At 31.9% G+C, this 15113-nt stretch carries 15 protein-coding genes; 4 read left to right on the forward strand and 11 right to left on the reverse strand.

Going from position 1 to position 15113, the window contains the following annotated elements:
• The first annotated feature begins 276 nt into the window (after positions 1-276).
• Entirely contained in the window at positions 277-576 is a 300-nt protein-coding gene (locus tag GH715_RS14310) for a helix-turn-helix domain-containing protein (protein WP_153835950.1), read from the forward strand.
• Entirely contained in the window at positions 573-1019 is a 447-nt protein-coding gene (locus tag GH715_RS14315; RefSeq protein WP_153835949.1) for a competence protein ComK, read from the forward strand. The genes GH715_RS14310 and GH715_RS14315 overlap by 4 nt, the downstream gene beginning before the upstream one ends.
• A 75-nt stretch (positions 1020-1094) precedes the next feature.
• Here the strand turns inward: GH715_RS14315 and GH715_RS14320 are convergent, their stop codons facing one another.
• On the reverse strand, positions 1095-1277 hold the full coding sequence (locus GH715_RS14320) for an aspartyl-phosphate phosphatase Spo0E family protein (RefSeq protein ID WP_153835948.1): 183 nt from the start codon (positions 1275-1277) through the stop codon (positions 1095-1097).
• Positions 1278-1467: 190 nt separating this feature from the next.
• Here GH715_RS14320 and GH715_RS14325 point away from each other — a divergent pair, with 190 nt between their 5' ends.
• Positions 1468-1839, forward strand: a complete 372-nt coding sequence (locus GH715_RS14325; protein ID WP_153835947.1) for a helix-turn-helix domain-containing protein — start codon at positions 1468-1470, stop codon at positions 1837-1839.
• 186 nt (positions 1840-2025) lie between these two features.
• Positions 2026-2190, forward strand: coding sequence for a hypothetical protein (locus GH715_RS14330; RefSeq protein WP_153835946.1), 165 nt, complete (start codon positions 2026-2028; stop codon positions 2188-2190).
• Positions 2191-2384: 194 nt separating this feature from the next.
• Here the strand turns inward: GH715_RS14330 and GH715_RS14335 are convergent, their stop codons facing one another.
• The 10 genes from GH715_RS14335 to GH715_RS14380 all read right to left on the reverse strand — a co-directional run bounded on the left by GH715_RS14335 (position 2385) and on the right by GH715_RS14380 (position 15112).
• Entirely contained in the window at positions 2385-3542 is a 1158-nt protein-coding gene (locus GH715_RS14335) for an O-antigen ligase family protein (RefSeq protein ID WP_153835945.1), read from the reverse strand.
• A gap of 979 nt (positions 3543-4521) precedes the next feature.
• Positions 4522-5313: a 3'(2'),5'-bisphosphate nucleotidase CysQ gene (gene cysQ, locus GH715_RS14340; protein WP_153835944.1), complete on the reverse strand. Its 792-nt coding sequence runs from the start codon at positions 5311-5313 to the stop codon at positions 4522-4524.
• 23 nt (positions 5314-5336) lie between these two features.
• Entirely contained in the window at positions 5337-7115 is a 1779-nt protein-coding gene (locus GH715_RS14345) for an SLC13 family permease (protein WP_153835943.1), read from the reverse strand.
• A 66-nt stretch (positions 7116-7181) separates the two neighbouring features.
• Positions 7182-9008 (reverse strand): adenylyl-sulfate kinase, encoded by a 1827-nt coding sequence (gene cysC, locus GH715_RS14350; protein ID WP_153835942.1) that lies wholly within the window; start codon positions 9006-9008, stop codon positions 7182-7184.
• A 1-nt stretch (position 9009) separates the two neighbouring features.
• Positions 9010-9909 (reverse strand): sulfate adenylyltransferase subunit CysD, encoded by a 900-nt coding sequence (cysD, locus tag GH715_RS14355; RefSeq protein ID WP_153835941.1) that lies wholly within the window; start codon positions 9907-9909, stop codon positions 9010-9012.
• 138 nt (positions 9910-10047) lie between these two features.
• Positions 10048-10806, reverse strand: coding sequence for a putative capsular polysaccharide synthesis family protein (locus GH715_RS14360; RefSeq protein ID WP_163578677.1), 759 nt, complete (start codon positions 10804-10806; stop codon positions 10048-10050).
• Between the two features lie 19 nt (positions 10807-10825).
• Positions 10826-12052 carry an oligosaccharide flippase family protein gene (locus tag GH715_RS14365; RefSeq protein WP_153835939.1) on the reverse strand — a complete coding sequence of 409 codons (1227 nt, stop codon included), beginning with the start codon at positions 12050-12052 and terminating at the stop codon, positions 10826-10828.
• Positions 12053-12076: 24 nt separating this feature from the next.
• Complete coding sequence (locus GH715_RS14370; RefSeq protein ID WP_153835938.1) at positions 12077-12853, reverse strand: glycosyltransferase family 2 protein; 777 nt, start codon at positions 12851-12853, stop codon at positions 12077-12079.
• Positions 12854-12875: 22 nt separating this feature from the next.
• A complete protein-coding gene (wecB, locus tag GH715_RS14375; RefSeq protein ID WP_153835937.1) occupies positions 12876-14000 on the reverse strand; it encodes a non-hydrolyzing UDP-N-acetylglucosamine 2-epimerase in 1125 nt (374 codons plus the stop codon).
• A gap of 2 nt (positions 14001-14002) precedes the next feature.
• The gene (locus tag GH715_RS14380; RefSeq protein WP_153835936.1) at positions 14003-15112 is read right to left on the reverse strand and encodes a capsular polysaccharide biosynthesis protein CapF; all 1110 of its coding nucleotides are present in this window, start codon (positions 15110-15112) and stop codon (positions 14003-14005) included.
• Position 15113 lies beyond the last annotated feature (1 nt).

Raw genomic sequence — 15113 nt, forward strand, 5'->3', positions numbered from 1 at the left:
TAATTTCATATATTTCAATTATCAATCCTGTTACAAGTTCTCCTAGAAGCAAATTGGATATAATGTTAAACGAATTTTCTCCAGCCTATCTATTAATTTTCTTCCACCATTACATTAATAGAAATTAGCTCCATAATTTTTCGGATTCATTTCCAACCTATCTTTACTGACTAGAGTGGTGCTATTGATCAATTTCCATATTTAACCTTAATGTGAATTATATTTCGTTCCAACCCCTTACTTATTTTAAGAGAATGGCTAAGAGGTTGGATTTTTATGAATGATTTCGAAAAGGATAATTTTCTATACGTATTAGGAGAATATTATAAGAAACAGCGTATTGCCAAAGGCTGGACACAAAGTGAAGTAGCCGAGGCTTTAAATATGAGTGTTCGTGCCATTCAACAATTTGAAAAGGGTGAGCTTAATCTAGCAATATCCCGCTTTGTAGAATTAACTGAGTTATTGAATGTACCTTATTCGATTGTAGAAGAACAATTCAAAACATATAGCTACCATTCCTTTCAAGAGCAAGTAAGAGAAGTAACGAATCGAAAGGAAAAGAAAAAAAGATGATAAAAGATTATAGGATTACTAGAAAAACGTTAGCCATTGTACCAAACAAAGATATATTCTATCAGTCCAAAATAATTGAAAGGGAGAAAGAGATTTACCATTCATCTTCTCCATTTCCAATCATCAAAGAAAACTGTATGCATTACGGTGCCGCTTATGATGGTCGTAAAAAGTCGGTACAACATCACCTAAACTTTCACCAGAAGACACCTATCCCTGTGTCTCCTTCCAAAGGAATATATACCTTCCCTACCGAAGCACCAGAAAATGATAACTGTTGTTGGTTATTTTTCCATGGAGTGAAATACATTTTTAACAATACGGAAAATACAATCGTTCTATTTATTAACGAGAAATGGTTGACCTTAGATACTTCCACATATACTTTAAAAACTCAATATGATCGTACGGGAATGTGTAAGGTTGTATTTGATCAATTATGATGAGCGTGCCACTAATATTACCAGCACTTACATATGTAATGAAAAAACGGAATTGCTGCAACAAATAAAAGCAATTTATGTCTCCTTCAGCAATCTTTGATAAACCTTAATTTGTTCATCTAATAATTCACTATATTCTAGTGTTGAGGGTGCTGTTAATCCATCTCGTAATCCAATATCCACTAATTCTTCTCGCATTTTTTCAATTTGTTCTAATAACAAATTAATGTTTAATTTTTCATTACTTTCCTTTATCATGGTTACTTGATTACCCCCTTACCCATTACCACTCTACAGGTATGAATAATTTAAAGTTACACTTCCCACTCTAAGAAAACATTATATACAACTTTTTGTTGTTTGTAAATTAATAAAACGATTTTTAGTTGTATAAAGAACCCTCTTCAAACATTCCATTGTATAATGCATCCAAGAAAGGAAGTATCTTATGTTAATATTCAGAGAGAGATTGAAAAATTTAAGGGAAGAAAAAGATTTAATGCAAGAAGAAGTAGCAAAAAAGCTAAATATATCGACAAGTGCTTATGGATACTACGAACAAGGAAGAAATGAACCATCTCTTGAAACTGTCAAACAATTAGCTGAAATATTTGAGGTAACTGCTGATTATTTACTAGGCTTAATTGATACGAAACAACATCCCGTTCGCCTTTCAGAAGAAATAATGCTAACCGAAGATGAGATCAAAACAGTCCATCTTATGAAAAAAGAACATCTTCTAGAGCAAATTAACGATGATAGAGACAATAATATAAGACGGATCAAACGAATTTTGGATTTTATTAGAGATGAATTTTAGAGAAGTGAAGTATTTTTCGATGAAGGACTGTTATATAGAATTTAAATTACGACACTATGTACCATACGGGCTAACTAGGTATGTTTTAGAAAAATTCTGGTGATAATTGGATTGGATCCATTTGTCTTAATGTTTGGATTTTATTTTATTTATCAATTTTAACCTACTGTTCCAGTAATACATTTGATGAATATTGATATCAAGTTACTACACCCTACCATTGTGCTTAATCCACTTTCTCTCCATTCCTTCAATTTAGCTACATTTTACTATTCCGGAAAAGAAGAATTACCTGATGACTTGTTACATTTGATCGTGACAGCCAAAAATTATCGCTTGAAGAAAGAGTAAAGTTAAACTAATTTCTGAAATTAATAGTAAAATAATCGTCCAGGATTCCCTGAGACGATTATTGTGGAACTATATTAAACCTATTATCCAATTTTTAAGGTAACCAATGATCTAATAATGTTCCTTATACAAAATTACCTTGTAAGTCTATTGCTTATCAATATTAAAAAATAACCTAGAGTTATTAACTAAAACTAATTAAAAGCTGTGCCTTTAATTGATATTAAATTCTTAACTCTAAATTGTGCAATAAAATAATTTATCCCTAGTGGTACTAATATGTAAATTTCTTTTGGGCTAGTCAAATCTCCGCTAACAAACGAATTAAACAAACTTAGTAAAAACAAAGAAATCAAAAGATTTCGAGTGAATAAAGAACGTATTTTTGTTAATCCAATAAAAGATATAATTAGTAACATAATAAAAAGTAAACCATTTAACCATCCCATTTCAGAGAACATTTCAAGTATAATGTTATGAGGGTAGTTATTATTTAAAGTGGTGTAATTCCCAAAATTACCAAGACCTATGCCATTGGGGTATTGTTTAATTATGTTTATTGCAGTTAAATATAATTCTTTTCTAACATTTACAGAACCTTCTTCTTGAAAGTTAAACATTCTAACAATTGTATTATCAGGGAGTAGTAAATAAGTTATAAATAAAACAGGTAAGCCAACAAATGAAACATGCAATGCTCGAATAACTGTTTTTTTACGAGCTATTAGTATCAGAATATCTTTGATAAAAATCAAGAAAATTACTAAGAGATATGAAAAGAATGGCCCTTTTGATCCTGTTGATATTAAAGCAAAAAGCATTGGTGAAGCAAGTATAATAAAAATCCCTAATTTAATTCTTTCATGGATTAAGGAAACTGTTATTATTAAAAGCCCAATAGCAACTGCTCTACCTAACCAGATTGGATTACTACCTAACAATGTTAATCTTCCAGAAAAGTTAAAATCTAAAGTTACAATGGAAGAGGTACATATTAATAAGGCAGTGATTAATAATGACTTAAAAAATAAGTTTATTGATTTATTATCATTCAAAAGTACAGGGCTTATAATAGTAGCAGTTAAAAAGACTGCCAAAAAAGAAAATAGTTTATCATCTTGAAACGACGATATATTTAAAGTGATGGTAAAGGGAATAAAGAATAGTAGAATCACAAAAAAAGATTTATGTATTTCTAGTTTAATTAAGAAAAATAATACAAAGTAAGTAATAGGTATAAATAAAGATAATATAGTAATATCGATAGGCAAGTTATCTATAAAAGGAAAATTGTTAAAATGCCCAGATAATACAAAGAATGCGAAACTAATTATCGCAAAATTTTTAAACATTAAATTCACTCCTTATACTAAATATAGTATGAAGGTTTCTAAGTAGAAAATCAATATATTAATTAGGTTCATTATACATAATAAAAGACTTTGCTAAATCAAGTATATAATAATTAAAGCTTTACCCACCATGTTTATTTCCAGTTGGGAATTTCTCAATATTAATATAAGTTTTTTTCTATCAGGCATTTTAAAGAGTTAGAGAAATATCTATACACTTTAAAATGAATAGGTTACAATCTTTTCATAGCAATCCCCACAGACTACAATTTCTCTTACATCTTCCACCCACTCATAAATATTACCATGAACCACGTATACCACATTTTAAACCTTTATGATCTGGCATTTTTTAAAGAATCTTTTGCTTAAAAACTATTTATCAAGTCTCTTAATAGATCATGACTTACAAGTTCTGCGTCTTAGGGAAAAAGTAAAAGACGTTTCGCTACTTTTGTAAAATGTAAAATCAATTGGTACATAGCGTTCAAGATGACTAATCGAAACTCTAATTTTATAAAATAGCATACGAACATTGCATGAACACTTACCTTCTCGAGGTTCTCAAAACCATACGGAAGACAGAAGGAAAAAACTTCGCCTGTAACAATTGCATTGAGCAAGATAAAGACAATAGAATATCACTGTTTAGACCAACAAAATATTCAAACTGGAAAACAGCACACGAAGAATCACAGGACTAACTGTTGCACTTAATCTGACAAACTATCAATAGAAAGGAATTATATAATTGTATTAAAGAATAGCTGCTAGTAGTTTCTAGTATATAATCATTATCTTGTAACTCCTTAAAAGACTTTTTCTTGAATACGTGTTAATAAACTGTGCAGTGCTAAAACATTTATGAACATGAATTATTCACTATTTCCTCGTTATATGCCAATAGTTTGAATTCTCACTTGCTAAATAACAACTATGATCATTTTTTTAATAATTATTATTATTTTTTTTCAGTCATTTAGCTTTGAACTAAAAACCAGCCATTAACCAAACTTTGTCTATTATAATAAAAACGTTTCTGATCTTCATATCGAAAAACTTTTCCGCCTGCAGCTTCTACGATTGCTTGTCCCGCACCAGTGTCCCATTCCATTGTAGGAGCATATCGTGGATAATAATCTGCTTTCCCTTCAGCTACTAAGCAAAACTTAAGAGAGCTCCCGGATGAAACTACATTCACTTCACCGTCTAGCTTATTAATAAATGCCTCTGTCTCTTCAGACATATGAGAACGACTAGCTACTACATTTGTATTGGCACTGTCGTTTACTTCTGGTAATTTTACACTTTGATCGATCAAATCTTCTAAACTTGTAATAGTTACTTTTGATGCATCATTTAACTTGTAAGCTCCGTCATCATTCATACCAAAATAAAAGGTATCCAATGCTGGTGCATAAATAACTCCCAATTTCGGATATTTGCCTTCAATTAAAGCAATATTAACCGTAAATTCACCATTTTTCTTTATGAATTCTTTCGTTCCGTCTAGGGGATCAACTAGCCAGAACTGTTCCCAATCTTTACGCGCTTCATATGGAATTTCCTTGCCTTCTTCGCTTAATACCGGAATACTAGAATCTATTTTCTCCAAACCTTCTGCAATTGCATGATGTGCTCTCTGATCTGCTAAGGTTAATGGTGAATCGTCTTCTTTAAATTCAACATCAAAGTCTTGTTGATATACTTCCATAATCTCTTTTCCTGCGTCTAAACAAACTTGAAACAAATCAACTATGTATTTGCTCATTTTATTCCCACCCTTTCTTTTATTTAAAACCATACCATGTTAACTATGGTTACAGTAACAAGCATAACAAGAATACTTAACGGAGTACCTACCTTCATATAATCACTAAATGTATATCCACCAGGACCGTAGACAATGAGATTTGTTTGATAACCAATAGGGGTTATAAAGCTAGCTGAAGCCGCGATAGCTATAGTAACCGCAAACCCCATGTAATCAACTCCTAATGAACTCGCCATTTCTATTCCAATCGGAAGCATCAGCACTGCCGCTGCACTGTTGGTGATAAGTTCTGTAAATATATTGGTTAATAGATAAATCGCAACTAACAACGCGATAATGCCTAGCGGTTCACCGATCCCAAGGATTACTTTAGCCATCCACGACGCAAGTCCTGTCTTCGTCATCGCCGTTCCAACTCCGAAAGCACTAGCTATTAATAAAAGCACATGGAACTGAATATTTTTCTTTGCCTCTTCTGGAGTTATAATTTTGGTTATAATAAAAATAAACACAGCTAATAGCATAGCTTTAAACATTGATAACAAACCAAATGTTACAGTTAGTATCATCGCGATTAAGACGACTAGAGAAAGCCAGCCTTTACCTTTGTTCTCATTTAAGTTATTAGGTGTATCTAGTGTTGATACAACATAGAAGTCATTAGAGTTGTTATAAGTGTTGATAAAATCAGAACCTGCTAGTAAAAGTAAGACATCTCCTGGTTTTGGTACAATATCTCCAATTTTACTTTTAATCCGTTCATTGTTACGGTGTACAGCCAACACTCCTGCATCATACCTTGAACGAAATTGTGATTGCTTAAATGACTTGGATAATAAGGATGATTGATGAGATACTACTGCTTCTACTAACTGGACTTCGCCATTTTTAAGATCATCTAAATCTAAGTGTGTACCTGTTTCTAATCTTAGTCCTTTTATTTGCTGTAATTCTGCTATAGTAGAAATCAACCCTGTAAAGATTAACCTGTCTCCAGCACTCACAATAGTAGTAGATTTAACAGGAGATATTCTTTCATTCTCTCGGATAATTTCTATTAAATATAAGCCTTTCAAATCACGTAAACCAGCTTCCTGAACGGACTTGCTTAAGAAAGGAAATTCACTAGTTACGAACATTTCGGCCATATACTCACGCGTATCCTTCTTCACTTGTTCACTAAAGCCTTTATTGTTTGGCAAAATTTTATATCCTATTGTGAAAAGGTAAATAAAACCTAAAATCAATACGGGAATACCGACAATCGCTAATTGAAAAAGGGTAAATCCTTCTAACCCATAATCAATCAACATACCATGGACAACTAGATTAGTAGATGTCCCCATCAAAGTCAACGTTCCACCTAATATGGTGACATATGATAAAGGAATTAAGTACTTAGAAGGAGCAATCCCTCTTTCTTGACACCACTTTTTGATCATTGGCGTAAAGGCAACTACGATCGGTGTATTGTTTAAGAATGCAGATGAAACAGAAACAGGTAAATAAAAACGAATCATAGACCCTTTCTTTTGACTGCTTTTATTTAACCAACTTGTCATCATATGTTCTAGGATTCCATGTTTTTGAACAGCTCCTGCTACGATAAATAATAAAGCAATTGTTAGCATACCTTGATTAGAAAACCCTTTAAATGCCTCTTCAGGAGTTAATAACCCCGTTAAAACAAATAAAACTAACGCTGCAAATATAATCATGTCAGGTCTAGCCACTTCGATAAGCAAGGCCACAAACATGACAATGATAATGATTAAAACAAAAGCCATTTCAAATGTCATAAGAGGGATCACCTCCTTCTCAGAGAAAAAGCTACTACCATGAAAGTTGATAGTAGCTTTTATCATTTAGTCTATATATTTCATAATCTCTTTTACTACATAATCGGTAGCTTCTTCTAACGAATATTTACTTGTATCGATTTCAATTTCTGGATTTTCTGGTTTTTCATATGGACTAGAAATACCAGTAAAGTTAGGAATTTCACCAGCACGTGCTTTTTTGTACAGTCCTTTAACATCACGTTCTTCACAAACTTCTAGTGGTGTACTAACAAAAATTTCAACATAAAAATCTCCAATAATCTCTCGTGCATTTTGTCTATCACTTTCATAAGGTGAAATAAATGATGTTAAGGCAATAAGTCCAGCATCATTCATCAATTTACCTACTTCTGCAATACGACGAATATTTTCTACTCGATCCTGTTCTTTAAAACCTAAATTTTTATTTAAGCCATGGCGAACATTATCACCATCTAATAACATCGTATGATGACCAGTTGCTACAAGTCGCTTTTCAACTTCATTAGCTAGTGTAGACTTACCAGAACCTGAAAGACCAGTAAACCATAATGTTAATGGTTTTTGACCTTTTTGCTGCGCTCTAACCTCACGTGTTACATCTGTATCCTGCCACACGACATTTGTTGATCGGCGTAATTCATGTTTTATTACCCCGCAGGCAGACGTCATATTTGTCACTCGATCAATTAGGATCAGACCACCTAGAGATTCATTGCTTTCAAATTTATCAAAAACCATGTCTTCTGATAGTGAAATATCACATTCTACTAATTCATTTTTGAAGATTTTATCAGCTGGAACCTCTTTCCCCGTATTGATATCAATTTTATTCTTAATAGACATCACTGTACCTGGTAATAGTTTGGTTCCTACTTTTACTAAATAGTTACGTCCCTCTACTAATTCCGTATCATCCATCCATAGAATAGTGGCAGTAAACATATCTGTAACCTGGATATTTTCTGATGTCGTTAAAACACACCCTCGAGAAACGTCCACTTCTCGGTCTAATTGTACCGTTACAGGCTGCCCTGCACCAGCTTCAGATACTTCGTTATCTGTTACGAGAATGCTTTTAACATTAGCCTTTTCCTGACTAGGAAGTGTAATAAGCTCATCACCGACTTTTATATTACCGGCTTCAACTTGTCCTTGAAAACCACGAAAAGTATGATTTGGACGACTTACTCGCTGAACAGGCATCACAAATTCTTCTTGGTCTACATCATCTTCAACTTCGATGTCTTCTAAGTATGGTAACAATGCTTTACCGTCATACCAAAGTGTATTTTCGGAATTCTTTGTAATGTTATCCCCTTCTGTAGCAGAAACTGGAATGACCTGAACACTTTCAAGGTTAAAACCGTATGTCATTTGTAAGAAGTCATTTTTTATTTCTTCAAAACGCTTTTGATCAAAGCCAATGAGGTCCATCTTGTTTACTGCAAGCACAACATGTTTAATACCCATTAATGCACAGATACGTGCGTGACGTTTCGTTTGGGTAATTACACCTTTTGTTGCATCTACTAATATAACGGCTAAATCGGCAAAAGATGCACCAACAGCCATATTACGAGTATACTCTTCGTGTCCCGGTGTATCAGCAACAATAAAGGAACGATTATCCGTTGTGAAATAGCGATACGCAACATCAATCGTAATACCTTGTTCCCGCTCTGCCATTAATCCATCAAGTAGTAAAGAATAGTCTATTTCGCCTCCACGACTACCAACCTTTGAATCTAGTTCCAGAGCTTTTTCTTGATCGGCAAATAATAGCTTTGCATCATAAAGCATATGTCCAATTAACGTAGATTTCCCATCGTCAACACTACCACATGTAATAAACTTTAATAAACCTTTCATTCTAGAAATACCCCTCTCTCTTACGACGTTCCATGCTTCCAGCTGCTTCTTGGTCAATCACACGGCTTGTACGTTCAGATGATACAGCTCCTAAAGTTTCATCGATAATCTCATCTAAAGTTTCTGCATCTGATTCAACGCCGCCAGTTAGTGGGTAACATCCTAATGTACGGAAACGAACTTTCTTATGCTTGATTTCTTCACCTGGTTCTAGTTTCAAACGGTTATCATCTACCATCACTATATTACCGTCACGCTCTACTACAGGACGCTCTTTAGCAAAATAGAGTGGAACAATGTCTATGTTCTCACGTTTTATGTATTGCCAGATATCTTTCTCTGTCCAGTTAGACAGTGGGAATACTCGCATACTTTCGCCTTTGTTAATTCTGGTATTGTATAACTTCCACATTTCTGGCTTTTGATTTTTTGGATCCCACGCATGATTCTTGTTTCGGAAAGAGAAAACTCGTTCTTTTGCACGTGATTTCTCCTCATCACGACGACCGCCACCAAATGCAGCAGTAAATTCATATTTATCAAGCGCTTGTTTTAAACTTTGTGTTTTCATAATATCTGTATAGGCAGAACCATGATCAAACGGATTAATACCTTGCTCTACACCTTCTTGATTGATATGTCCAATCATTTCAATACCTAATTCTTTTGCTTTTTTATCACGAAAATCTATCATTTCTTTAAACTTCCATGTCGTATTCACATGCAAGAAGGGAAATGGTGGTTTCTCCGGATAGAAAGCTTTCATTGCTAGGTGTAGCATGACAGAACTGTCTTTACCAATTGAATATAGCATTACTGGGTTTTCGCATTCCGCTGCTACTTCGCGGATTATGTAGATTGCTTCTGCCTCGAGTTGGTCGAGGTGTGATAATAGTTTCATAATATACCTCCTAAAATTCACTATATACTTCCCAAAAATATCATCGTTTAATATATAAAGGTTAAATTGACAAGAACAAAATAGTTTTAAATTGATTATGATAAATCGATATTTCTATCACAAATAAATTAGTATATTTTATCTCCATTTTTTTACAAATATATTTCTTTCAGCATTAGTATAAAAATGTTCCATATACTTACTATTATATAGAATATCTATAAGTTGTTTATTTGGTTTAAATTTTGACTTGAACTCATTATACGTTTCAATATAATTTTTATTGGAAGCTGTGTTAGCTCTCACTAGTTTAAAATCTGGTTTATTAAGAAATTCTGCAATCACATCTTCGTTTTCATTTAACTTTTCCATTTGTAATATTAAAACTTTAACCTTTCCCTTTTGTATAATATTCCAGCCTTTTTCTTTATCAAATTCGTAACCATATACATCAATGTTAAAATATTTTTCCAATTCATTTTGAAACCAAATTAATGGTGTATCATGCGGCATTCTTTTATTAAACAAACTCATATATTCATCAATTATTAGATTTTCATATTCATGCTTATTTGTTTCTTCTAAATAATGAAAAAAAGCAGATACATTTCTTGACAAAGGATCTCTTACTAATGTTATTATCTTAGGTTCTTTCTTTAATTTAAAGAAAAATAAAATGACCTTTTTAATCAAATAATTAATATAATTTCTTTTTTTCACTGGGCGCTTAAAGAAATAATTTGTTATATCTGGGCCAAAAGAATGTATATGCGGAACTTTCTTACCCAAAGAAAAAGAAATACTAGTAGATCCAACCTTCCCCATTTGATATATAATTACACCACTAGATAAAGCTTTTAAAAAACTAGCAAGAGCTTTTATTTTCTTCTTGAACATTTTAATCTTCCCCCTAAATTTATATAACCTTATATACTTTAATTCCAAATCTTCTAGAAACCACCAAATAACCCGAAACATTTATAAAAATTAGGGTGATCATACTAGCAATGGCCGCTCCGTTAATCCCAATAATTGGTATAAGTTGATAATTAAGGATTATATTTATGAATAAAGCAATAATATTTGCATACATTTGGAATTTAGGTTGACCAGTCATTGATAACATTAGCCATACTCCACCCACTGCTATATTAATAAATTGCCCAATACTTCTATATATTAATGCCAGTTGACCAGAAGAAAATTCAGATCCAAAGAGATTTAGTATAGATTCACTGAATACAATAGTTGGTACTGTAATTATTATTGCAATAATTGATAAGAAACGGGTAACCTTTATATATAATGCTTTAAGATTGTCAATTTCATTATTATGATATAATGTTGAAATTCTAGGTGCAAATACTGTATTAAAGACGATAAGAATTACTGCTATTAGATTTGAAACTTGTACTGTTATCTGATATATTCCTACTGACGTGTTGTCTAGAAAATTACCTATCATAATAATGTCAACTTTGTTAATTACGATTCCCAATGAAGTAGCAAAGGTTAGTGGGAGAGAATATTTCAAGTGTTCAATGTCAAAAATATATCTATCAAACTTATTTTTATGATAGCGAAAATATAAGAAGATTGAAACAATAAACGATATATAAACAGCTAGTCCTATACTATATGCACTTTTATCCATAATAAAATAAAAAATAATACATAGTAATATTCTTAACAAAAGAGCAATAAAACCATTTATAAAATAATACTCTTTAATTTTCTGCTCACTTTTATAAAGTGCGAAAAACAAATATTCTACAGCAAATAGCCATACCATTGGAAGCATAAATCTTATAAAGGCATTGTTCAAGTATAAAGTAAAGATGATTACTATAACAAAGGAAAAAAGAAAATTCAATACAAAACTCATGGTGATATGTTTGTTACCATTTTTAGGAATGGAATAGATTAAACTTTGATCAAAACCTGCTCTTGAGACCACCATTAACATTGTAACCAGTGTAAAAGCGTAAGTGAACTCACCGTAGATCTCAGCACCATATAATCTTGTACAAAAAAAAGAAAACAGAAGCATAAAAATTATATAAGTACCTCTACCAACAAATGACTCTAGTAGTTTTTTAATAAATTCATTATTAAGCAAAGGTTTATTCCAAAATCTTTTCAAGAAAACACCTCGTAAGAATATAAATTATTTTATCATAATTTTTTTAAGCAAAGGAACCCAGAATATAAATGTAAATATATAGTATAGCCTTCTTCTCATACTTAGAGTTTTCCAATGCTTATACAAGAACTGTAGCTTACCGTATTGTTGTTTAAAGACCTTTTTTCCAATCCTATCACTATGTGCTACATAAACTATTATTGGTTCGGTTTTCAAACAAATTACATTGCTTATTTTAGATGCTCTTAAAAACAAATCAGTATCTTGCCCAGTTTTAAGTATTTCATCCCAGCCATTTAAATTATTAATAACCTTTCTTGAAAATATTGTGCAGGAGGTATTAACCTGATGGCCTTTAGTTCTATAGGTTTCAAAATTATTATTATCACCTTGAGGATAAATTTCGACATACTTATTATTGTCAAAAATTTTTCTACAAGGTAAAACAATAAAATGTTGTTCTGAAGGCTTCTTTTCTAAATATTCTATTACTTGTCTCATTGTATTTTCGGATACAAAATCATCATCATCCAAAAACCAGATATATTCACCTGAACTTTGAAAAAAACCAAAATTTCTTGCTTTTGGTGCTCCACCTAGATCCTGAAAATAATACGTGCAACTCTCCAGTTGGTTACAGGCTAATTTATTATTATATCTCTGGTCTTCAACCGAACCATCATCTACCACAATTAATTCAATTCCGTTTTTTAGCAAAAAATCATCAGATAGACTAGCTAAATTATCACGTAAAAAATCAGATCGATTCTTTGTAGGTATTATTATTGATAATAAAAACATTGCTTTTCACTCTTTCATAGCATTATTTCTTCCATATACGGTAATTAACATAATCTGAATAGGATACTATTATACGTAAGACTTTCTCTGACACGTTTGGCATACTATAATCACTTACAAGTTTTAAAGTATTTTTATCCTCGGTTTCTAATATCGTTAAGCCTTGCAAAATTCTTTCCTTTCTTAATCCTACCATCATTGCAGTTGCTTCTTCCATTGCTTCAGGTCTCTCATGTGCTTCTCTAATATTTAAGGCTTTAAAACCCAATATAGAAGATTCTTCACTTATTGTACCACTATCACTTAAAACAGCTCGAGAGTTAAGTTGCAATTTGTTGTAATCATTAAAGCCCAACGGTTTTAAAGTTTTAATTAATGGGTGTAATTCCAGACCTGTTGAATCTAGCATATTTCTCGTTCTTGGATGCGTGCTTATTATAACTGGTAATTGGAATTTATTAGCAACCGCATTTAAACTTTCGATTAAATTTATAAAATTTTTTTTTGAATTGATATTTTCTTCTCTATGAGCTGATACAACAAAATATTTATTTCTTTCAAGCTGTAAGATTTCTAATATATTTGAATTTTCAATGTCCTTCCTCTTCCAATTTAATACTTCAAACATTGGACTTCCTGTTTTTATTATTTGATCAGACGGAAACCCTTCCCTTAACAGATACTCTCTTGCAATATCACTATAAGTTAAATTTATGTCAGCCGTATGATCAACAATTTTACGATTTGTTTCTTCAGGAACTCTCTGGTCAAAACAACGATTTCCAGCTTCCATATGAAAAATTGGTATTTTTCTTCGTTTTGCAGCAATAGCACATAAACAGCTGTTTGTATCACCTAATACCAGAAAAGCATCAGGGTCTACTTCCTCCATGATGGGATCTATTTTCACTAGTATATTTCCAATTGTTTCTACAGCAGTTCCAGTTGCTGCATTCAAAAAATAGTCGGGTTTATCTAAATTAAAATCATTAAAAAATACCTCATTTAATTCATAATCATAATTTTGACCCGTGTGAACAAGAATATGTTCAATTGCTTCTGATTCTTCTAACTTATTAATCACAGCTGACAAGCGAATAATTTCTGGTCTTGTCCCTACTACTGTCATTACTTTTAGCTTCTTCATTATTAAACCTCCAAGTAGTAAGTATCAGGTCTTTCAGGATCAAATAATTCATTTGCCCACATAATCGTTATCATATCTGTATCACCTAAATTTTCTATGTTATGTGTATAACCAACAGGTATATCTATAACTTCAAATTCATCGTCACTAACAAAATATTCAATTACTTCTTCAGAATCGATTTTTCTAAAACGTATGACACCTTTACCGCTAACTACGAAAAATTTCTCATTCTTCGTATGGTGCCAGTGATCACCCTTTGTAATACCTGGCTTAGAAACATTAACAGAAACTTGTCCACGATCTATTGTTCTAATAAATTCTGTAAAAGATCCTCGATTATCAACATGCTTTTCCAAAGAATAATTAAAATTATCTTTGCTCAAGTAACTTAAATAAGTACTATATAATTTCTTTGTGAATTCATCTGACATATTTGGAATCAAACGGTTTTCACGACTTTTTTTAAATGATTGTAATAACTCAACTATTTTCCCTAACTTAATTTTGTGAATAGTTGGAATTTCACACCTTTGTTCGAATTGATTGGCATTACCTTCTAATGCGTTTATCAACTCGTTTATTACATCATCAATGTAAGCCAGATTCATCAATACACTTGGGTCATTCACCTTAACTGGTAAATCATTTGCAATGTTATGACAAAAAGTAGCTACAGCACTATTATAATTTGGTTTACACCATTTTCCAAATACATTTGGTAACCTGTATATATAAGTTTTAACTTCATTCTCCTCGCCATAGTCTAATAGTAAGTCTTCTCCAGCTTTTTTACTCCTACCATATGGATTATCAAGCTCTGCTTGAATAGAAGAAGTAACAAGGACCGGACAGTTATTATTATTTTCTTTTAGTCGATCGATTAGTAAAGAAGTTAAACCAAAGTTACCTTCCATAAATTCAGACTCATCTTTAGGTCTATTTATACCTGCTAAGTGAAAAACAAAATCAGCTTCTTTGCAATATTCATATAAATCATCTAGATTTTTACTTCTATTAAATAGTAATAGATCATTATATTGACGATTTCGAAGTTCAGCGATTAAGTTTTTTGCGATAAAACCATTTGATCCAGTTATGAGAATTTTCATA

It is taken from the genome of Gracilibacillus thailandensis, assembly GCF_010994055.1.
Taxonomy (GTDB): domain Bacteria; phylum Bacillota; class Bacilli; order Bacillales; family Amphibacillaceae; genus Gracilibacillus; species Gracilibacillus lacisalsi.